Annotated in this window: 22 protein-coding genes; 8 read left to right on the top strand and 14 right to left on the bottom strand. The window is 66.7% G+C overall.

Going from position 1 to position 18,539, the window contains the following annotated elements:
* The first annotated feature begins 3 nt into the window (after positions 1-3).
* Entirely contained in the window at positions 4-1,266 is a 1,263-nt protein-coding gene (gene mltA, locus G520_RS0108415) for a murein transglycosylase A (protein ID WP_028535260.1), read from the top strand.
* A 4-nt stretch (positions 1,267-1,270) separates the two neighbouring features.
* On the opposite strand, the gene G520_RS22165 is transcribed toward mltA, so the two are convergent.
* Positions 1,271-1,654: a DUF2799 domain-containing protein gene (locus tag G520_RS22165; protein ID WP_051229274.1), complete on the bottom strand. Its 384-nt coding sequence runs from the start codon at positions 1,652-1,654 to the stop codon at positions 1,271-1,273.
* Between the two features lie 644 nt (positions 1,655-2,298).
* Between G520_RS22165 and G520_RS24890 the strand changes: the two genes are divergently transcribed.
* The 4 genes from G520_RS24890 (at position 2,299) to G520_RS0108385 (ending at position 4,895) form a co-directional block, all read left to right on the top strand.
* Entirely contained in the window at positions 2,299-2,607 is a 309-nt protein-coding gene (locus G520_RS24890; RefSeq protein ID WP_156876909.1) for a hypothetical protein, read from the top strand.
* A gap of 22 nt (positions 2,608-2,629) precedes the next feature.
* Positions 2,630-2,935, top strand: a complete 306-nt coding sequence (locus G520_RS0108395; protein ID WP_028535258.1) for a Dabb family protein — start codon at positions 2,630-2,632, stop codon at positions 2,933-2,935.
* Positions 2,936-2,966: 31 nt separating this feature from the next.
* The gene (manA, locus tag G520_RS0108390) at positions 2,967-4,151 is read left to right on the top strand and encodes a mannose-6-phosphate isomerase, class I (protein ID WP_028535257.1); all 1,185 of its coding nucleotides are present in this window, start codon (positions 2,967-2,969) and stop codon (positions 4,149-4,151) included.
* Between the two features lie 78 nt (positions 4,152-4,229).
* Positions 4,230-4,895 carry a COG4648 family protein gene (locus G520_RS0108385; RefSeq protein ID WP_028535256.1) on the top strand — a complete coding sequence of 222 codons (666 nt, stop codon included), beginning with the start codon at positions 4,230-4,232 and terminating at the stop codon, positions 4,893-4,895.
* Between the two features lie 13 nt (positions 4,896-4,908).
* On the opposite strand, the gene G520_RS22160 is transcribed toward G520_RS0108385, so the two are convergent.
* From G520_RS22160 to G520_RS0108340, 9 genes are read right to left on the bottom strand one after another with little or no spacing between them, the layout of a single operon-like run.
* Entirely contained in the window at positions 4,909-5,238 is a 330-nt protein-coding gene (locus G520_RS22160; protein ID WP_036665801.1) for a hypothetical protein, read from the bottom strand.
* Positions 5,239-5,248: 10 nt separating this feature from the next.
* Positions 5,249-6,040, bottom strand: coding sequence for a polysaccharide deacetylase family protein (locus tag G520_RS0108375; RefSeq protein WP_028535255.1), 792 nt, complete (start codon positions 6,038-6,040; stop codon positions 5,249-5,251).
* Complete coding sequence (locus tag G520_RS22155; protein WP_051229273.1) at positions 6,037-6,675, bottom strand: hypothetical protein; 639 nt, start codon at positions 6,673-6,675, stop codon at positions 6,037-6,039. Before G520_RS22155 ends, G520_RS0108375 begins: the two co-directional genes overlap by 4 nt.
* The gene (locus G520_RS0108365; protein WP_036665800.1) at positions 6,663-8,990 is read right to left on the bottom strand and encodes an MMPL family transporter; all 2,328 of its coding nucleotides are present in this window, start codon (positions 8,988-8,990) and stop codon (positions 6,663-6,665) included. Before G520_RS0108365 ends, G520_RS22155 begins: the two co-directional genes overlap by 13 nt.
* Positions 8,987-9,595, bottom strand: coding sequence for an outer membrane lipoprotein carrier protein LolA (locus G520_RS24885; RefSeq protein ID WP_051229272.1), 609 nt, complete (start codon positions 9,593-9,595; stop codon positions 8,987-8,989). The genes G520_RS0108365 and G520_RS24885 overlap by 4 nt, the downstream gene beginning before the upstream one ends.
* Positions 9,588-10,523: a lysophospholipid acyltransferase family protein gene (locus tag G520_RS22150; protein WP_036665799.1), complete on the bottom strand. Its 936-nt coding sequence runs from the start codon at positions 10,521-10,523 to the stop codon at positions 9,588-9,590. The genes G520_RS24885 and G520_RS22150 overlap by 8 nt, the downstream gene beginning before the upstream one ends.
* Entirely contained in the window at positions 10,520-10,834 is a 315-nt protein-coding gene (locus tag G520_RS25355; RefSeq protein WP_051229271.1) for an ApeI family dehydratase, read from the bottom strand. The genes G520_RS22150 and G520_RS25355 overlap by 4 nt, the downstream gene beginning before the upstream one ends.
* Positions 10,831-12,183: an AMP-binding protein gene (locus G520_RS0108345; protein ID WP_028535251.1), complete on the bottom strand. Its 1,353-nt coding sequence runs from the start codon at positions 12,181-12,183 to the stop codon at positions 10,831-10,833. The genes G520_RS25355 and G520_RS0108345 overlap by 4 nt, the downstream gene beginning before the upstream one ends.
* 30 nt (positions 12,184-12,213) lie before the next feature.
* Complete coding sequence (locus G520_RS0108340) at positions 12,214-12,507, bottom strand: phosphopantetheine-binding protein (RefSeq protein WP_281424622.1); 294 nt, start codon at positions 12,505-12,507, stop codon at positions 12,214-12,216.
* Between the two features lie 229 nt (positions 12,508-12,736).
* Between G520_RS0108340 and G520_RS0108335 the strand changes: the two genes are divergently transcribed.
* Genes G520_RS0108335 through G520_RS0108325 form a run of 3 tightly spaced genes read left to right on the top strand, consistent with a single transcriptional unit; the run spans position 12,737 to position 15,167 of the window.
* Positions 12,737-13,942, top strand: coding sequence for a beta-ketoacyl-[acyl-carrier-protein] synthase family protein (locus G520_RS0108335; protein ID WP_028535249.1), 1,206 nt, complete (start codon positions 12,737-12,739; stop codon positions 13,940-13,942).
* Complete coding sequence (locus G520_RS0108330) at positions 13,939-14,733, top strand: beta-ketoacyl synthase chain length factor (protein WP_028535248.1); 795 nt, start codon at positions 13,939-13,941, stop codon at positions 14,731-14,733. The genes G520_RS0108335 and G520_RS0108330 overlap by 4 nt, the downstream gene beginning before the upstream one ends.
* Positions 14,730-15,167: a hotdog family protein gene (locus tag G520_RS0108325; protein ID WP_211222789.1), complete on the top strand. Its 438-nt coding sequence runs from the start codon at positions 14,730-14,732 to the stop codon at positions 15,165-15,167. The genes G520_RS0108330 and G520_RS0108325 overlap by 4 nt, the downstream gene beginning before the upstream one ends.
* On the opposite strand, the gene G520_RS0108320 is transcribed toward G520_RS0108325, so the two are convergent.
* The 4 genes from G520_RS0108320 to queF all read right to left on the bottom strand — a co-directional run bounded on the left by G520_RS0108320 (position 15,142) and on the right by queF (position 18,538).
* Positions 15,142-15,915 carry a glycosyltransferase family 2 protein gene (locus G520_RS0108320; RefSeq protein ID WP_028535246.1) on the bottom strand — a complete coding sequence of 258 codons (774 nt, stop codon included), beginning with the start codon at positions 15,913-15,915 and terminating at the stop codon, positions 15,142-15,144. The genes G520_RS0108325 and G520_RS0108320 overlap by 26 nt on opposite strands.
* On the bottom strand, positions 15,912-16,766 hold the full coding sequence (locus G520_RS22145; RefSeq protein WP_084637540.1) for a lysophospholipid acyltransferase family protein: 855 nt from the start codon (positions 16,764-16,766) through the stop codon (positions 15,912-15,914). The genes G520_RS0108320 and G520_RS22145 overlap by 4 nt, the downstream gene beginning before the upstream one ends.
* Positions 16,767-16,890: 124 nt before the next feature.
* Positions 16,891-17,622 carry an alanyl-tRNA editing protein gene (locus G520_RS0108310; RefSeq protein WP_028535245.1) on the bottom strand — a complete coding sequence of 244 codons (732 nt, stop codon included), beginning with the start codon at positions 17,620-17,622 and terminating at the stop codon, positions 16,891-16,893.
* A 76-nt stretch (positions 17,623-17,698) separates the two neighbouring features.
* Complete coding sequence (gene queF, locus G520_RS0108305) at positions 17,699-18,538, bottom strand: NADPH-dependent 7-cyano-7-deazaguanine reductase QueF (RefSeq protein WP_028535244.1); 840 nt, start codon at positions 18,536-18,538, stop codon at positions 17,699-17,701.
* Position 18,539 lies beyond the last annotated feature (1 nt).

Raw genomic sequence — 18,539 nt, 5'->3', positions numbered from 1 at the left:
CCCATGCGCTCACGTCTGATTCTGATTGCACTGCTCGGCCTCGCGGCCTGCTCGTCCGCTCCCCCTCTGGTTCCTTATTCTTCCCAGCCCGCGCCGGTGGCGGGCCGGGCCGATCTGGAGCAGATCGAGGTCGGTGCCTTGCCGTCCTGGCCGGGACCGTCGCTGGCCGGCTCGCTGGAGGCTTTTCGCCGCACCTGCCGCGAGACCGGACAGCGCCGCGACTGGAGGGCGGTCTGCGCGGCGGCGGCTACGCTGGATGCCCGCGACGAAGACGCTATCCGGCGCTTTTTCGAAGCGCGTTTCAGTGCCTGGCAGCTGCATGACGGGGCGCGCGAGCGCGGTCTGATCACCGGTTACTATGAGCCCATGCTCAATGGCAGCCTGAACCGCAGCGAGCGTACGCCCTATCCGGTGTATGGCGTTCCCTCCGATCTGATGACGCTGGATCTGCCTGCCGCGGCGCGCACGCGCAGCGTGGCGGTTGCGCGGCGGGCGGCAGGCAACCGGCTGGTCTGGGTTCCCGGCGTCAGTACGCCGGGAGCGGGGCAGGTCGAGGTCTGGTTGTCCGATTTCCCGGCCGCGATGCATGGCGGGAGTCTGAAAGGACGGATAGAAGGCGGACGTCTGCTGCCGTATTACACCCGCGCCGAAATCGCGCGCGGGCAGGGGGGCGCGCGCGCGCCCGTGCTGGCCTGGGTCGACGATGCGGTCGAACTGTTCTTTTTGCAGGTTCAGGGTTCCGGGCGGATTCAGCTCGACGATGGCCGCATCCTGCGCGTTGGCGTTGCCGACAATAACGGTTATGCCTATGTCTCCATCGGCCGCTGGCTCGCCGACCACGGGCAGTTGCCCTTGTCCTCGGCATCGATGCAAGGCATACAGGGCTGGGTGCGTACCAACCCGCAGCGGCAGCAGGAGCTGTTCGATGTCAATCCGCGCTATGTCTATTTCCGCGCGTCCGCCGCCGGTGCCGAGGGACCGGTCGGCGCGCTGGGCGTGCCCTTGACCGATGGCTACAGCATTGCGGTCGACCCGCGCTATATCCCGCTCGGGACGCCGGTCTGGCTGTCGACCACCTGGCCGCAGTCCGATGCGCCGCTCGCACGTCTGGTCGCGGCGCAGGATGTCGGCAATGCCATTCGCGGTGCCCTGCGCGCGGATCTGTTCTGGGGTTATGGCACCGAAGCCGGGTTGTACGCGGGCAGGATGAAGCAACAGGGCAGCTTGTGGCTGCTGCTGCCCAAGGGCGTGCGTCCGGGCGCCTGATGGATCATGGCCACCACCAGCGGCTGTGCTGCGCAGCGAGCCAGTCGCGGTAGGCGGGCCGGTAGCGTGCGAGAAAGGCCGGCTCCAGCGCCGCGGGGCAAACGTATTCGTAGCGTTCGCCGCGCGCCCCGGCCCGCTCGCCATTGTCCGGCGTGCAGTAGCTGAGCAGACCCTCGGCGCGCGCCTTCAGATAGGCGTTGCGGTCGAAGCCGATGCCGAAGCGGGCGCAGGAGTCGGCATGCTTGTCCAGCCTCCAGACGCCGTAACCCTGCCTGCCGTCCGACAGCCCGACCGTGGCCGGTGTCTTGCTGCGGCATTCCTGTTCATTCATCGTGGCGCAGCCGGCCAGCAGGGCCGGCAGCAGACACAGCAGCAAGCGTTTGTTCATCCTGATCCCCCTTTTCCATTTTGTGCCCCGCCGACGTCGCGCGCAGGCCAATCCAGCAACTAGCAGTTTAATCCGGTCGTGGCCGCGTCGCGCGCTTCATGCACTAAAGCACATGACAACGTCGGGGGGGGCCAAGGCGCCCGGATAGCCCCCTGCGTGTGTTCGCATGACGGGAGGGGGACGGCTCCGGGGCGTGGCGCGGTATCGCGGTCGCAAGGTGCCGCCGGACGGGGATGGGCTATACTCAAGTGACTATCGGACGATAGCCGCAGCCGTCTGCTGCGGCGTCGGCATGCGGGCCATGGGCTTCGACCCAGACCGCCCGCCCGACTAGCGCGATATTTCGACCGAGGCCCATCCCCTCTTCGCCGACAGGGCGGTATGCGTCCCTGTCGAATTCAACGGCCAGTTCCTGCCGCAATGCTGTTCCATTCTGCGCCCATCGACGCAGGGTTCGCTCAAGATCACGGTTCGGGTGATGTCGCCGCATGTCGCGGGGCAAGGGAGTCCTGACCTGGAGCATGAAGTCCGCGATCGGTCCGTCGCTTTAGAAGAGAAAATACCGCATGGCATCAGCGCCCGGTGCGGTGAAGAGAGTGATTTCTTGAAGTGCAGCCAGCGCCGATCTGACGCCGTATCGACTGGTGGCCGACCGCGAGAACTCCCGCGTCGGCCTTGACTCCAACAGTCTGAATTCCGCTTTCCCGCATGTGCCCTGTCGTGTGATCCGCCCGGTGTGCCGCTTGGAGCGAGAGCCGAAGCGGGTGCCCGGCCTGGCCGCGATTGCGATGGACGCGTCCGGCATCATGGCGGCCAAGGCGTGCATGAATCAGCGCGATCGTCGCGAGTGTCGTCAATTGCAACAGCGGGCGATGGTCTGGCGCCCCGCGCTTGAGGCCGGCGATCTGCCCGCCCGTTTCCGCAGGCCGTCGCCGTCGCGATCGCTTCTTTGAGAATCTGAAAGGATGCCGACGTATGTATAGACATGTATTGCTGATCCGTTTTCACGACTCGGCCACCCCCGACGATCTGGCCGGGCTGATGCGGGCGTTCGAGCGGATGCCGGAACGGGTGGCCGGCCTTTCGGCGGTCGAGTGGGGCGAGAACGACAGCCCCGAAGGCAAGAATGCCGGGTTCAGCCATTGCGTGCTGATGACCTTTGCCGATGCGGCGGCCCGCGATGCGTATTTGCCGCATCCTGCGCACGCGGACTTGAAACGCCTGTTCCGCCCCTTGCTGGCCGAACTCGTCGTCGTCGATTATCTGCCGCGTCGCGCATGATCGGCGCAGCCTGAGACAGGGAGGCAACACCATGAGTGCAGCCTATCAACTGGTCGGATTGGCCCAGCATTACGCCTGGGGCGGACGCCGTTTCATCCCCGACCTGATGAAGCTCGACAATCACGGCGACAGCCGCTTTGCCGAGTGGTGGCTGGGCGCGCACGAAGAGGCGCCGTCCATCGTCATGACCCCGCTCGGCCCGCAGCCGCTGAACTACGCGATCGCGCACGACCCGGACGCCTATCTGGGAGAGGCCTGCCGGCGCTTGCACGGCGAGCGGCTGCCGTTCTTGCTCAAGGTGCTGGATGTGAGCGAACCGTTGTCGATTCAGGTGCATCCCGATGCGGCGATGGCACAGGCGGGCTTCGCGCGCGAAAGCGCGGCGGGCATCGATCTGCATGCCCCCGAACGCAATTACCGCGATCCGTATCCCAAGCCCGAGATGATGGTCGCGCTGTCGCCCTTCTGGTTGCTGCATGGTTTTCGCGAGCGGGCCGCGATCGAAGCCGCGCTGGAGGCGCGGCCTGAGCTGCGTGGTTTGTCGCCGGTCCTGGGCGGAGGCACGATGACGGACTTCTATCGCTATCTGCTGTTGCTGTCGCAAGCGGCGTTGTACGAGATTCTCTCGCCGCTGATCCTGCGTTTGCAGAATGAAGAGACGGCAACGGACAGCCCCGATGACTGGATGGCCCGGGTCGGCGACCCGGCGCGTCCCGACTGCGGACTGTTCGCGTTTTATCTGCTCAACCTCGTGTGTCTGCAGCCGGGCCAGGCCATCTATCAGCCGGCACGGCTGCCGCATGCCTATCTGCGAGGTCGCAACGTCGAGCTGATGGCGAACTCGGACAATGTGCTGCGCGCCGGGTTGACCGCCAAGCATGTCGACGCCGAAGCGCTGCTGGAGGTCGTGGATTGCTCGCCCGTGACGCCGCGGGTGATTGCCGCTGCCGGCCCCGATGCCCGGCTCATGCGTTTCGAGTTGCCGGGCGAGACCTGGTTTGCGCTGGATCGCGTCGGCCTGCTGGCCGGCGAGGAGGTGGCGCTAACGGCGAGCGGGCCGGAAATGATTCTGGTCGTGGCCGGGGCGGTGACCTTGTCGGCGGCGGTCGCTACGCTGCAGCTGGCTCAGGGGCAGAGCGCCTATCTGCAGCCGGGGACGCCATACCGGCTGTGGGCCGGGCAGGGGGGGACCGCCTATCGGGCACGCTGCCCTTGAGGCGGAGCGTGCCGTTTCCTTTCGCCGCGGTGCGCTGTTAGAATCCGGGCCGGACCCTTACTTCAGGATGGATACCGCGTGAGCGAACCCAAACCCGCGTCCTCCCGCCTTGCGCACGCCTGGCGCCCGGCCCTGGCGGCGCTCTCGTTTGCCGCCTATCCGGTATTCTCCCACTTCACTACGGTGGCGCTGGCCAACAGTGCCATGGGGGCGGTATTCGCCATTGCGCCGATGCTGGCGGTCGGGCTGCTCGCGGGCTGGCGCACGCGCTGGCGCGGTGCGGCGCTATTGGGCACCGTCCTGGCGATAGCGGGGATGTGGCGCGTATTTCCCCTGGTCGAACGTCATTTCAACTGGGTGTATTTCATACAAAATGCAGGGACCAACGGGGCCTTGGGCATGGTGTTCGGCTTGACGCTGCTGCCGGGGGCATTGCCGATCTGTACGCGGTTTTCCCGCATGCTGGGCGAGGCGCAGAGTCCGCGGATGGACCGTTATACGCGCGGGGTGACTCTTGCCTGGACGCTGTTTTTCGCGACGATTACCGCGCTGTCCACGCTATTGTTCTTTGCCGCGCCGGTCTGGGTGTGGTCCACCTTCGCCAATCTGCTGTATTTTCCGCTACTCGCCGCCATGTTTGCCTGCGAATACGCGCTGCGCCGACGCCGGTTTCCGCACGTGGCGCAGCAGACGCTGGCGCAGGCCATGCGCTCCGCCCGCGCGCTGTTCGACCGCCGCGCTTGAACGGACCGCTTGCTTACTGGGCCGTTTCCACCGGAGCGGCCGAGCCGTCGCGGTGGAAGGCCCGGTGCACGCCTGCGCTCACATTCCTGGCTGCGTCGCGGAAGCCGTGGCCGACTGCCGTCGCACCGCGCTTGACCTCATGGCCGACTTCGCTGGCGGCCTTGTGGATGCCGTGTCCAATGCGCACGACGCCGCGCTTGATGTCCTGGCCCGCCACGTGGGCGTCCTGCGACAGGGTGGATTCGTTCTGGGGCGCCGCTGGGGCATCCTCGCTATAGGCCGGTGCGGCCAGAAGTGCGGATAGCGCGAGGGCGAACAGCGTGTTGCGCATCGATTTCGCCATGGGGGCTCCCTTATTCAAGTTGTGACCGCAGCGTCACGGTCTCCAGACCGGAGCGGGCCAATTCGTCCAGCACGCGCGGCAAAACGGCGACGATCACCGGGGTGCCTTGCGCGGTGCGGGCGGCATTGCCGTCATGCAGCAGAAGGATATCCCCTCCCCGTAGTCGGTGCAACAAACGGGCTGTTACCCGTTCGGCCGAGACTTCGCGCGTATCGTAGCCGCGCCGCGTCCAACTGGCCAGAAGCAGGCCGCGCGCGGATAGCAGCGGGTCGAGCCAGGGGTTGCGCAGTCCGGCCGGGGCCCGGAAGAAGAGCGGCGTCTGCCCGGACAGGCGGGCCAGCGTGTGTTGTGCCTCGTCGATTTCGCGCGCCATGCGCACCGGGCCGAGCAGGGAAAAATCCAGGCGATGGCGTTGGCTGTGGCTTTCCACGGCGTGTCCGGCAGCCATGATGGCGGCTATGAGCTCGGGATGGCGCCGCGCGCGTTCGCCGATACAGAAAAAAGTGGCGTGGGCGCGATGCCGGTGCAGGATGTCGAGCACGAGCGGGGTGACTTCGGGGTCGGGACCGTCGTCTATGGTGATCGCCACCGCTTGTGGTGTCGGCAGGCGTGTCCAGTTGGTGCCGAGCGTCTGTGAACGCGGCCACAGGCCGGCGCCGGCCAGCAGGAGGTGATCGATGAGCAGTGCCGCGACCGGCCACGGCCAGTGGCGTGGCCACAGGATGAGGGCCGGCACGCAGAGCAGGTGGCAGCAGGCGGAGCCGAGCAGCAGCGGCGCCGGCCGCCAGCGCGGCCGCTTCATGGCTGCTCGCGCTTTATCGTGGCCAGCATCCGTGGCCACAGACGGCTCCAGGTCGGCCAGTCGTGACCGCCTGCGATGCGTTCAACCCGTGCCGGCGGCAAGGTGGCGGCCATGAGTTCCAGTCCGTCCGCGAAGCGGTCGTCGCGGCCGAAACCCAGGTATAACGGCAGTTCGCGCTGCTGTCCGAGCCAGCGCCAGACGCGGCGTTCGTCGTCGTCTTCTGCTCCGCCGCTCCAGCGGGCGGGGCCGCCGGCGGCGGCGATCTCGCGCGTGAGCAGACGGTTGCCGGGGTAGGGGGCGAGCAGGCACACGCCTGCCAGCGAGGTCGGGTCGAGCGCGGCGGCGCCGAGTGCAAGCAGGCCGCCCATGGATATTCCGGCCAGCCAGATCCTGTAGCCGGCCGCGCGTGCGGGCAGCATCACCTCGGCATCGAGCCGGGCGAGTGCATCGGCGCTTTCCATCGCCTGCGGCGCGAGCGCGGGCAGCCAGATATCGGCGCCCCGCATGCCCTCGTGCAGGGCGGCGGCGAAGCCGTTTTCGAGGAAGTCATCCGGTGCCTGCCAGGCGCCGGGCAACAGGATCATGAGCGTATCCGAGCGGCGCTGCGGCGTCGCGTCGAGTTTCAGTATATGCATCGGCGGGCCATGATGGCTGACAGCAGCAGCGCCAGGATGGCGCCGGGACCGACCGTGTCGCCCAGCGCCTGCAATACGGGCACGCTGGAGGCGGCGAGCAGGCCGAAACCGGAAACGGTCGCCAGATTGGCAAACAGCAGCGAGGCCAGGGTACGGGCCTGTCCGGCATCGGCGCGGCGGTCGAAGAATAAAGCGTAGTTCGAGCCAACGGCGACAATCAGCAGCATGCCGACCAGATGCAGAATGGTCAGTTGCACGCCGGCCAGCACGAGTCCCGCCGTGACCAGCAGCACCGCGATGGCCAGCGGCGCAACGATACCGAGCACGCGGCGCGCATCGCGCAGGGCGACCGAGAGCAGCACGACTATGCCCCCCAGTCCGGAACACGACAGTACGATGGCCTCGCGCAGATAACCGCCGTAGAGTCGGTTGGTCTCATTCTTGATATCGAGCAGCAGAGGCTGCCCGGGCAGTCCGTTGATCGCCGCGCGCACCCGGCTGCTGTCGATGTCGCGTCCGGGAGGGGCGCGCAGCGGCAGCAGCGCGCTCCAGTGCGTCCCGCGCCCTTGCAGCAGGGCGTCTACCGCCAGCGCCAGCGTGCTGCCGTCCAGATCGGCACGGTCGAGCAGCGGTGCCCGGCGTGCGGCCTCGACATCGCTCAGAAAGCCGGCCAGGCGTTCCGCCTTGAGCGGAAGGTCCTGCGTCGCCTCGTTCAGACGCTCGCGCAGGACGTCGGGTGCGGGCAGCGCCGCCCGGCGCTGCCATTGGGTGCGCTGGCTGGGCAGGTATTTCGCCGGAGTGTCGAATCCTGCCAGCACTCCCGCGTCGACCAGGGGTTGCAAGCGACTGGCGGCCTGCTCGGCTCCGATCAGCGCCGCTTCGCGCGATGGGGCGGGAATGACCACGAGCAGTCGGGTATCGGGGGCGCCAAGGTCGGCGCGCAGCCGTGCGTCGAGCGCCATATCGGCAGCAGGGACGGGACTGAGCGATGACAGCTGGTCGTTCCATATCGTGTCACGGTGCTGGACCAGAACGGCGATGGCCGCCAGCGCCAGCACCGCGACAAGCGGCCGCAGCGCGGGCGCCCGGCTCAGGGCAGAGACCAGGCGCCGCCCGAGAGGGGTGGTGTCGCGTACCTTGAAGCCGTCCGGCAGCAGCAAGGGCAGTATATGGCGCGTGACCAGCGCAGCGGTCGACAGCCCGGCGATCGAATACAGGCCTAGCTGGGCGAGTCCAGGAAACCCGGAAAACAGCAGCGAGGCGAAGCCGATCACCGAGGTCAGCACGCCGAGGCGGATCGTTGGCCAGAAGTCGGCTATCCAGTTGCCTGTCTTGCGCCGTTCGCTCTGGACGAACAGATAAATCGAGTAATCGACCGCCTCGCCGATCAGGGTGGTGCCGAAGCCTAGGGTCAGACCATGCACCGTGCCGAAGCCGAGGCTGACGGCGGCAACGCCGGCCAGCGCTCCGCAGGCGACAGGCAGAATGCCGAGCAGCAGGGCGGTGAACGAGCGGTAGAGCAGCAGCAGCAGGGCGATCACCAAGACCGCGCCGAGGGCGGACAGACGCAGCGCCTCGTGTTCTATCGTCGCGCGCGAGGTGACGGCGAAGACGCCGGGTCCGCTCATTTGCAGCGCGACGCCCTGGGCGCCGCTGGCCGTGCGCGCCTGTTCGAAGGCGGCGCGCAGGTGGCCGACCGCCCGCTGCTGTGCATCGATGTCGGCGCCGGAGGCGCGCGTATGCGCAAGCAACACGGCACGCTGCCCGTCGCGCGAAATCCAGACGCCGTCGCCGCTCATCGCCTGCTGGCCGGTGCCTAGCCGGGAGATTATCTGTATCAGTTCGCCGCTCGGGTCGCGCGGCAGCAAGGGTTTGACCATCATGCCCAGCGGGGACGCGATCAGATCTATGCTGTCGGAAAGGGCGGCGTGCAGGCCGCCGCGGCTGAAATGCGCGGCGTCTACGGCGGGGCTGAGCAGATAGCGGTGCGAGAACAACAGCGCACGCTCGCGCTCGAGTCCAACCGGTTCGCCATTGGCTACCGCGCTGAAATCGGGGTCGCCGCGCAGGCGGGCGGCCATCGCCCGCGAGATCTTCGCGCGCGTCGGCGCGTCGGCACCCTCGATGCCGACCAGGACCAGCCGCGACAGCACGCCTTCGCGCAACTGATCGACCAGGATGCGCTGTTCCGGCGTCGGCCGTTGCGGCAGGAAGGCCGACATATCGGTGCTTACCCGCGTTTGTGCGACGACAGCGGCACAGGCGAGGACAAAGGCGAGCCACAGGGCGAGGATGCCGCGCCGCGTCAGTCTCATGGCGCCGGGCTCCGGGTGATGGTCATGACCGAACGGTCGCCGTCCTTCTGCACGATCTCGATGCTGGTGACGTTATCGCGTGAGCCGCCGATGCGGATGCGCTGGACGTAGGCGCTGGCGCCGGAACCCGAATCCGTCGGCGTCAACGACAACTGCCAACGTTCGGGGCCGCCTTCCAGTTCAAGCCGGAACAGGCGTTCGAGCGCCTTGCGATCCCCGGCCATCGTGCCGCGTATGCTGTCGGTGAAGGCGGCGATCTGCGGGTAGTCCTGCAATTGCATGCTGCGGCGCTGCTTGCCGCGGATGAAGGTCAACTCGTGGCCATCCAGGATCATGTCTTCCGCTTTGGGACGCAAGGTGCGTTTTTCCAGGTGGCCGGGCGCCTGATAGACGAGTTCGCCCGACGATTCGATCGGGCGGTCGAGAATGGCGATGTATTTCTTTTCGACAAACGTGGCTTGCGCGCCGCGGGTTTGCGCGAGGGTCTGCATCAGTTGGGCGATGTCGAAGCCGGCAGCGCCGGCATGGGCGGCCAGCAGTAGCAGGATGAAGGGCAGCGCACGGCGGCGGAAGACGCGGCGGAGCAGGCTGGTGGAGTCATTCATGGGAGCGTTCGTTTGTCCTTGCGGCATCGCGCACGGGCGCGCGCCAGAAATCGAAGAAGTTGAACCAGTTGTACGGCGCGGCGCGGCAATTGCGCTCGAGTGCAGCGACGTAGGCCGCTTGCGCGGCGGCCAGGGCCGCACTGCGAGGGCCGGGAACGCTGAAATCGGCCAGTTGCTCGAAGCGCACCCGGTAGCGGTTGCCGCCGAGATAAATGCCGGACATGAAAACGACCGGGCGGCGCAACAAGGCGGCGATGCGCAGCGGCCCCGAGGGGAAGCGCGCATTCTCGCCCAGGAAGGGAAGGGTCACGCCTTCTTCTTCGGCCAGGCTACGGTCGCCCAGCATGCCTATGACCACGCCATCGTCCAGGCGTTCGCGTGCCTGGAGCATGGCATTGATATGGCCTAGCTCTATGATGTCGGGCCGGGCGCCTGGATTGATGCCGTCGAGGGCGGCATTGATTTTGCGCGCGTTGTCAGAATACATCATCAGGGCGATGCGAAGATCGGGGCAGCGTCGGCCCTGGGTGCGGATGATCTCGAAACTGCCGTGGTGCGAACCGAGCAAGAAGGCTCCGCGGCGCTCCGCCACCAGCCCGGCGATGATGTCCTCGCCTTCGACCTCGACGTCGAAGAGGTCGAAACGGTCGTTGAGCAAGTAGACGCGGTCGTGCACCGTGCTGGCAAAGGTCAGCAGGTGCCGATAGACGTCGGTGTGGCGTATTTCGCGTTGCAGTACGCGCGCCAGGTAGGCTCGCGACGCCGCTCGCGCTTCGCGGTTGGTTGCCATGAAGTAGGCGGTGACCAGACGCAGGACCGCGCGTCCGACCGGACGACCGAGCTGCAGGGAAATCCAGGTCATCAGACGCAGCATGGTCAAGCTGCCGCGCTCGTCGCGGGTGCGCCAGGCGGCGGCAGGCGATGTCATCGGCCATCCTCCGGTGCCAGGGACAGGCTGCCGCTGGCGATCTTGAGCTCCTGCGCTGCGATATCGAACAGCAGGCGCTGCCCCGGTCCTGCGCGCACGCTCAGGCAGAGTTCCACACCCGGCCCGACCGGGTTGAGGAATTTGGCGGCAGTGACTTGCGTCACCTTGCGGCCGGTGGCGGCCTGGATGCTATCGATCGCCGCGGACAATAGCAGCACGCCCGGCACGACCGGATGGCCGGGAAAGTGCCCGGCAAAAGCCGGGTGGTCGTGCGGGAAGCTCAACCGCGTATCGGGAAAGGAGGGGATCATCCTGCGTGTTCCTCGGCCCTGGCCGTTGCCGCCAGCGCCCAGAGCGCGGCCAGCGGCAGTTTGCCGCTGGCGTTGCGCGGCAGGGCGGCGACGAAAATCAGCGGGCGTGGCAGAAAAACCGGGTCGATGCGTTGCCGCAAGGCCGCCAGAACCGCCGCGGCATCGAGGCCGGGTGCGGCCACCACGGCGGTCAGGCGCGTCACCCCGTCGGGGACTTCGTTCTGCGGCATGAAGAAGGCTCCATCCAGCACGCCGGGAATCGTTCGCAGTTGCTGATCGAGATAGGCCAGCGAGTTGCGTTTGCCTGCGATATTGATCAAGTCGGCATTGCGACCGAGCAGCAGAAAGCGGTCGTCATCGCCCAGGCGGACGCGATCGTTGAGTATGCATCCCTGGCCCAGGTGGGCGCCGCTGACACGGGTGCCGCTGTCGAGTTCATGCAGGCGGATGCCCGGGTAGAGCCGCCATTGCTCATCCTGGGCCGGCCGCCGCTGAGCGATCTGGCCGGTTTCGGTGCTGCCGTAGATTTCCAGCAAAGGTGCCCGGCAGACCGCTTCCGCTTCCCGCGCCAGTGCTTGCGACAGCGGGGCGGTGGCGGACAGCACCAGGTCGACCGCGGGGAGCGGCAGCCCGGCGTCGAGTAGCGCGCGCAGATGAAAAGGCGTGATCACCAGCAGGCGCGGACGCGGCAGCGCATCCAGCTGTCGACAGATGTCGGCCGGGAAGAACGGACGTTCCGCGCTGAACGCGGCTCCCGCCTGCCAGGCCATCAATACCGTCGTTTCAAAGCCGAACATATGCTGGGCCGGTACGGTGCCGATGATCGCATGCGGGCGGGCGGCATCGAGGCCGAGCAGATCGGCGCCGCCTCTCACCCCCTGCACCAGCATATCCCAGGTCTTGCGATGCGGCTGCGGCTCGCCGGTGGAACCGGAGGTGAAGACCCAGGCGACTTCGCGCGCGCCGTCTATCTGCGGAATCGGGCCTTGCCAGTCGGCCGCAACCTCGCCATCGGGATAGGCGAGGCGCGGCAGACCGAGCCGGTCTTCTGTCTCGTCGCTCAGGCAAATGACGTCCGGCGCGAGCCGGCGCAGCTGTCTGCCGTTTTCTGCGGTCAGCGCCGCCGGCAGCAGACAGATGCGGCCGGACACGATGGCCGCCGCCAGAGCGACGGCGAAGCGATAACGGTCGACACAGGTATTGACCATGAACCGGCTGTCGGGCAGCAGGCGAGCGACGCGTTCGATGTCGGCCAGAAAGTGGCGCAGCGTGACCGCGGCGCCAGCCCGGTAGGCGACGACATCGTCCAGGTCGCGGTGAGCGAGCAGTGGAATCGGATTAGCGGTCATGGGCGGTGCTGGATGCAGGCACGGCCAGACTCATCGGGTGCGCTGAGCGGCGATGTGACGGACCAGATTGGCGAGCGAACTGAAAATGGTGGCATTGTCCTCGCTGTCGGAGCGAAGCTGGAAGCCGTACTGCTTGGATACGACCAGCGCCAGTTCGAGGATGTCGACGGAGTCGAGTCCGAGCCCGTCGCCGTATAAGGGGGCGGAGGGATCGATTGCGGCCGGGTCCATCTCCAGGTTCAATGCCTCCACCAGAAGGGCGGCGACTTCGCGCGTGAGAGCGGGGTCGGAAGGAGCGGCATTCGGGGTAACGGTGTTCATCATGTTTGGAGCGCTAAAAGGGGTGAAAATCCCCCTCTGTCGGAGGGGTTTGAGTAGCTAAAACCTTGTATCTTATGTTAGAACACATGCGTAATCAATGCGCGCGCTGCGTGCGGGCTAGCACGAGAGATGGCGTTCGCGGCAACAATTGTGTGAGTTTTTGTTAAAATGGCTGGCCGACCTTGTGCCCTGACCTGGCATATTACCCGATCAATTGTCCGGAATGCTTATTGTGAGCCCCCTGTTATTTTCAAGTTATACCGCAAGCAGCGCCATGGGGTGCGGGCTCGCGCCGATGCTTGCCATGCTCAAAGGCGAAGGCAGCGGCCTGCGCCCATGCACGTTCGATGCCGTGGGGCTGGAAACCTGTACCGGGCAAGTCGCGTCCATCGATTGCGAGCGCCTGCGCGCGGATCTGGCCGCCTTCGACTGCCGCAATAACAGGCTGGCGCAGCTGGGCCTGCGCCAGGACGGATTCGCCGTGGCCGTTGGCGAGGCCGCGCGGCGCTTCGGACGCGACCGCATCGGCGTCTTTCTGGGGACCAGTACCTCCGGCGGGTTCGAAACCGAGCAGGCCTATCGCCATCGCGATCCTGTCAGCGGGGCTCTGCCGGATGATTTCCGTTATGCGGGTACGCATAATTTCTTCTCTGTCGCCGATTTCACCCGCCGCTACCTCGACGTGTCCGGCCCCGCGCATGTGATTTCGACCGCCTGTTCGTCCAGTGCCAAAGTGTTTGCTGCCGCCGCACGCTATATCGAGGCTGGCGTGATCGATGCCGCCGTCGTCGGCGGCGTCGATTCCCTGTGCTTGACCACCTTGTATGGCTTCAATTCCTTGCAACTGGTGTCGCCGCGTGCGTGCCGCCCCTTCGACGCGGACCGCGACGGTATTTCCATCGGCGAAGCCGCCGCGTTTGTCCTGCTCGAACGCGCGCCGACCGTGTCGGATGCCGATTATGTATTCCTGCTCGGCGCCGGCGAGTCCAGCGATGCCTACCATATGTCGTCGCCGCATCCGCAAGGCCTGGGCGCCGAGCGGGCGATGAAGGCGGCCCTGCTCTCTGCCGGCGTCGGCACGGCCGATATCGACTATATCAATCTGCACGGTACGGCGACGCCCGGCAACGACGCGGCCGAAGGCTGTGCGGTCGGTCGTCTGTTCGGTCGCGTGACTCCCTGCAGTTCGACCAAGGGGGCCAGCGGGCACACGCTGGGCGCCGCCGGTGCGCTCGAAGCGGTGATCGCGGCGCTTTGCGTGGCAAGCGGATTGATTCCTGGCGGCGTCAACACTGTCCGGTCCGACCCGTCTCTGGATCTCGATTACCGGCTGAAGAACGAAGAACGGCCGGTCGCGCGCGTACTCAGCAATGCCTTCGGTTTTGGCGGAACCAACTGCAGCCTGGTGATCGGCCGGCCTCTGCGGGAGCGGACATGACTATTCTCAGCGCACACATCGCCGGCATTGGCTTGCTGGGGCCCGGTTGTAACAATTGGGAGCAGGGGCGTGCCCTGCTGTCCGCCGACAGCGTCGGCGCCCTGCCGCCGAGCGTGAGTCCCGAACTCGCCTGCCTGCCTGCCAATGAAAGGCGCAGGGCAAGCCGGATCGTCCGCCTGGCCCTGGCCGTCGGGATGGAGGCGGTGGCGCAAGCCGTCGTCTCCCCGGTCGATCTGGCATCCGTGTTTGCTTCTTCCGGCGGCGATGGCCAAAACTGCCACACACTATGCGAAACCCTGGCCGACGATGGTTCGATGGTTTCGCCGACACGCTTCCATAACTCGGTCGTCAATGCGCCGGCCGGCTACTGGAGTATCGCCACGCACGCCACCGCCGCGTCGACCGTGTTGTGCGCTTCCGATGCGAGCTTCGGGGCCGGCTTGCTCGACGCGATGGTCCAGGTCGCCTTCAGCAAGGCTCCCTGTCTGCTGATCGCTTACGACGGCCCCTACCCCGATCCGATGCACCGGGTCCGGCCGATCTCCGATATTTTTGGCGTGGCCCTGCTGCTGACGCCGGCGGGCCATCCTGGGAGCCTGGCGACGCTTGGATTGCAGCGCTCGTCACTCGCGGCGACCCGCTGCGCCGATGCCGCGCTCGAAGCGGTGCGCACGACGATTCCTGCTGCGCGAGCGCTGCCGCTGCTGCAGTGTCTGGCGCGCGGCGGCGGAAGGGTCGTGCTCGACTATCTCGCCCCCGAGACCCTGGCGCTGGAGGTGGAGACGGTATGATGCCGGATCGCGACTGGATTGCGCGCCACATTCCGCATCGGGGCAGCATGTGCTTGCTCGAGCGGGTGCTGGAGTGGGGGCCGGAGCACATTCGCTGCCAAGCGCACAGCCATCATGCACCCGACAATCCGCTGCGGGCCGGTGGCGTGCTGGCGGCGGTTTGTGCCGTCGAGTACGCGGCCCAGGCAATGGCCGTGCACGGTGCGCTGGTATCGGGGCAGGAGGAGGCGCCCGCGATCGGCTACCTCGCCAGCGTGCGCAGCGTCGAGCTGCATGTGGAGCGGCTCGACACCGTGCCGACGGAGCTCGAGGTGTGCGCATGGCATGTGTCGGGCGACGGTGGGCGGGTGTTGTACGATTTTGCCGTGCAGGGGGCGGGACGCAAGCTGGTCGAGGGGCGGGCTGCTGTCATCCTGAAGGTGGCGATGTCGTGACGCGGCCCCAGAGCAGGCGGGGCAGCCGCAGCAGAAAGCCGGCCAGCAGTCGCAGGTGCATGCCGGTGAGCAGCAGGTTGTCGCGGCCGTAGCGGAAGTGGGAGACGCCGCCCTGCTCCGGACGGAAGTAGCTGACCGCGGCCGGTAGATTGATTGCCGCGACGCCGGCCCAGCTGAGCCGGACCACGGCTTCCGGATCGAAATCGAAGCGCCGCATCCAGCGGCGCTTTTGCATGATGGCGAGCAGTGCTGCGACAGGGTAGACACGAAAACCGAACAGCGAGTCGTCGATGTCGGCCCACAGTGTCTCGATCCGGGCCAGGGTATTGGAAATCTTGCGTCCGTTGACGCGCAGGCGCGGGGCGCTGGCGTCGAAGAGCGGACGCCCGAGTATCATGGCGTCCGGCGCGGCGCGCGAGGCGGCGATGAAGGCGGGAATCGCCGCCGCCGGGTGCTGCCCGTCGGCATCCATGGTCAGTATATGGGTGAAACCCGCGCGCGCGGCCGCCTCCATGCCGGCCAGCACCGCGGCGCCCTTGCCCCGGTTCGCGGGCAGGACCAGCACGGTCAGCCCGGGGTCTTCTGCCGCCATCGCCTGCAGCCCCTCGCGACTGCCGTCGTCGCTGCCGTCAATGACCACCCATACCGCATTCCAGTGGCGGCGCGCGTCGGCGACGGTGGCGTAGACCCGGGGACCCGGATTGTAACTGGGGATCAGTACCAGATGACGGCATTGCATGGCGTTCATGGCGAAGGGACCTGTGACAATGGAGGGGGGCGGCTCAGTTCGTCGCGGAAATAGGCTTCCAGCTGCGCATTCAGCGCGTCGGTGTCGTGGGCGAAACGGCGGCCGAGGCGGATGCGGTAACGGATGGGCTGGGGGGCGGGGCGAAACAGCGACCAGCCTTTGCTCAGAAAGGCCGAGTCGGCTTCTATGAATACGGTTTGCACCGGGGCTCCTGCGCGCCTGGCGATCAGGGCGATGCTGCCCTGAAAGGCGTTGACCGGATGCTGCGTCGTGCGCGTCCCTTCGGGAAACAACAGCAGATGGCTGCCATCGGCGAGCGCGGCAGCGGCGCTCGCGATCATGAGGCGCAAGGAATCGTTGGGAATATACCCGGCCAGGCGGGCGCCTGCACCGAGGAACAGGTTGCGCATCAAACCGGCTTTCATGATGCAGACGACATTGGGCAGGCGGGAAACGATCAGCACGGCGTCGAGCAGGCTCGGATGGTTGGGAGCGATGATCAGGGGAGGCGCGCCCCGCAGCGCGTCGAGGGCGGAAAGGTCGAAACGACCGGCACCGAGGCCCGTCAGCAGGGCCAGATAGAGGCGGAAGCCGTTCATGATGGCGAAACGCCCGAGCGGAGCCCCCCGGCGTCGCGGCAAGATCAGGTCCAGCAGCAGTGCGCAGGGCAGCCACGCCAGGCAGATGCCGCCGAGCAGGGCCAAGCCCAGGTAATGCCGCAGGCATTCGTGCGCGGTGCGCGCGGCGCGACCGCAGCGGGAAGCTCGCCAGCGGTGCGCGATGGCCGGTACCCGGAGCAAAGCCGCAACCACGATCCCGCCAAATGCGAGAAACTCCGCCAGCTTGTGCATCGTTCTGCTCCGGTGGCGTCGCCGCCCGGCGACCGGGGAAGCCCCGCGATCGGGCAGATCTCCTCCCCATTGCCCGGGATCGGAAAGCTAGGCGGTTCATCTTGCTGCGGGCTGCGCCGCTTTGTCAATCCGGCCGCATCGTCTCCGGCTCGAGCAGGGCGATCACCACCCGCTTGTTGCGCGCGCCCTTGTTTTCGATCTTGCTGACCGTCAGCGCCCCGATTTCGCCGGTCGCGCGCACGTGGGTGCCGCCACACGGCTGCAGATCGACGCCATCGATGGCGACCAGGCGTATTTCCGGCAGATCGAGCGGCGGGGTCACCGACATGGTCTTGATCAAATCCGGCTGCGTTCTGAGTCTCTCGCCGCTGGTCATGCTGATGGCAAACACCCTGTCTTCGGCGACCAGGCGGTTCAGTTCGCCCTCGATCTGTCCGCGGTCGAGTTCGATTCCTTCCGGCAGCGAAAAATCGAGCCGTCCGCTACCATCGCCGATATTGCCGCCTGTGACGCCATGCGGAACGACCGCCGACAGAAGGTGCAGCGCACCGTGCACGCGCATATGCCGATAGCGGCGTTCCCAGTCCAGTTCCAGCGTCACTGCCGTACCGGGGGCGAGCATGCGGGTGTCGGGGGGAAGCAGATGGAGAATGTCGCGGCTGACTTTGTCGCGACGGGTGTCGATCACGTCGAGGTGGCTGCCGTCGGCGAGCTGCAGCCGTGCGCGGTCGCCCGGCTGCCCGCCGCCCAGCGGGTAGCAGAGGGTGTTTTCCAGTACCAGTCCCTGCGCATCGTGGCGCAGGACGCGGGTTTCGAGACGGGTTTGATAACTGTCGAGGTAGAACTGTTCCTGCACGGCGCGACTCCTGTTTCGACGATGGGCAAGAACAGGATGGAGGCGGCGCGGGCGACTTGCAAGTCGCCCGCCCGCTTTATTGACGCGCGTTGCGGATATTACCGGGGACGGTCGCATCGGGGGCATTGCTGCGCCAGGGGTTGATGTCGAGGCCGCCGCGCCGGGTGTAGCGGGCATAAACCGTCAGCTCGAGCGGCTGGCATTGCCGCTGGATGTCGACAAAGATGCGCTCCACGCACTGTTCGTGAAACTCGTTGTGCCGGCGAAAGCCTATCAGGTAGCGCAGCAGCCCCTCGCGGTCAATGGCCGGCCCGCGGTAACGTATCGTCACGCTGCCCCAGTCGGGTTGCCCTGTCACCAGGCAGTTCGATTTGAGCAGGTCCGAGCACAGGGTCTGGCTGACCATCTGCGTCGCGTCGGCGCTCAGGCGCGACGGGTCCGGGCTATAGTCGTCGATGGCGATGTCGAGTTCGTCTATCGTGTCGCCTTCGAGCTCCTGCAGCCGGCAGGAGGCGAAGTCGCGCGGAAAGGTCAACTCGACCGCGACGTGGCGGCCGGTGGCGCGGGTCAGGTCCATGGACAGTTGCGACTGCAGGGCTTCGCTGCTGTCGAGCCGGGTCTGGTTGAAGCTGTTCAGATAGAGTTTGAACGATTTCGACTCGATCAGGTTTGGCGAGTCGGCCGGGATACGGAACGTGGCGATGGCGATTTGCGGCTTGCCGCGCGCGTTGAGCCAGGACAATTCGTAGCCGGTCCACAGGTCGACGCCGCGAAACGGCAGCGCGGCGTCGTCGACGCCGATTTCGGCGCGCTTGCCCTGGCGCGGGATAGGGAACAGCAGCGACGGATCGTAGTGGTCCTGGTAGTCGACTTTCTTGCCCAGTGGCGAGAATTCGGGGCGTTGTTCGATATTCATG

The organism is Paludibacterium yongneupense DSM 18731 (assembly GCF_000422925.1).
Taxonomy (GTDB): Bacteria; Pseudomonadota; Gammaproteobacteria; order Burkholderiales; family Chromobacteriaceae; genus Paludibacterium; species Paludibacterium yongneupense.
This window is presented reverse-complemented; position numbering and strand designations above follow the sequence as displayed.

Bases quoted from the DNA above. Each gene is read 5' to 3' on its own strand.
- mltA (WP_028535260.1), top strand. From the start codon at position 4: ATGCGCTCACGTCTGATTCTGATTGCACTGCTCGGCCTCGCGGCCTGC.
- G520_RS22165 (WP_051229274.1), bottom strand. From the start codon at position 1,654: ATGAACAAACGCTTGCTGCTGTGTCTGCTGCCGGCCCTGCTGGCCGGC.
- G520_RS0108395 (WP_028535258.1), top strand. From the start codon at position 2,630: ATGTATAGACATGTATTGCTGATCCGTTTTCACGACTCGGCCACCCCC.
- manA (WP_028535257.1), top strand. From the start codon at position 2,967: ATGAGTGCAGCCTATCAACTGGTCGGATTGGCCCAGCATTACGCCTGG.
- G520_RS22160 (WP_036665801.1), bottom strand. From the start codon at position 5,238: ATGGCGAAATCGATGCGCAACACGCTGTTCGCCCTCGCGCTATCCGCA.
- G520_RS0108375 (WP_028535255.1), bottom strand. From the start codon at position 6,040: ATGAAGCGGCCGCGCTGGCGGCCGGCGCCGCTGCTGCTCGGCTCCGCC.
- G520_RS22155 (WP_051229273.1), bottom strand. From the start codon at position 6,675: ATGCATATACTGAAACTCGACGCGACGCCGCAGCGCCGCTCGGATACG.
- G520_RS0108365 (WP_036665800.1), bottom strand. From the start codon at position 8,990: ATGAGACTGACGCGGCGCGGCATCCTCGCCCTGTGGCTCGCCTTTGTC.
- G520_RS24885 (WP_051229272.1), bottom strand. From the start codon at position 9,595: ATGAATGACTCCACCAGCCTGCTCCGCCGCGTCTTCCGCCGCCGTGCG.
- G520_RS22150 (WP_036665799.1), bottom strand. From the start codon at position 10,523: ATGACATCGCCTGCCGCCGCCTGGCGCACCCGCGACGAGCGCGGCAGC.
- G520_RS25355 (WP_051229271.1), bottom strand. From the start codon at position 10,834: ATGATCCCCTCCTTTCCCGATACGCGGTTGAGCTTCCCGCACGACCAC.
- G520_RS0108345 (WP_028535251.1), bottom strand. From the start codon at position 12,183: ATGACCGCTAATCCGATTCCACTGCTCGCTCACCGCGACCTGGACGAT.
- G520_RS0108340 (WP_281424622.1), bottom strand. From the start codon at position 12,507: ATGATGAACACCGTTACCCCGAATGCCGCTCCTTCCGACCCCGCTCTC.
- G520_RS0108330 (WP_028535248.1), top strand. From the start codon at position 13,939: ATGACTATTCTCAGCGCACACATCGCCGGCATTGGCTTGCTGGGGCCC.
- G520_RS0108325 (WP_211222789.1), top strand. From the start codon at position 14,730: ATGATGCCGGATCGCGACTGGATTGCGCGCCACATTCCGCATCGGGGC.
- G520_RS0108320 (WP_028535246.1), bottom strand. From the start codon at position 15,915: ATGAACGCCATGCAATGCCGTCATCTGGTACTGATCCCCAGTTACAAT.
- G520_RS22145 (WP_084637540.1), bottom strand. From the start codon at position 16,766: ATGCACAAGCTGGCGGAGTTTCTCGCATTTGGCGGGATCGTGGTTGCG.
- queF (WP_028535244.1), bottom strand. From the start codon at position 18,538: ATGAATATCGAACAACGCCCCGAATTCTCGCCACTGGGCAAGAAAGTC.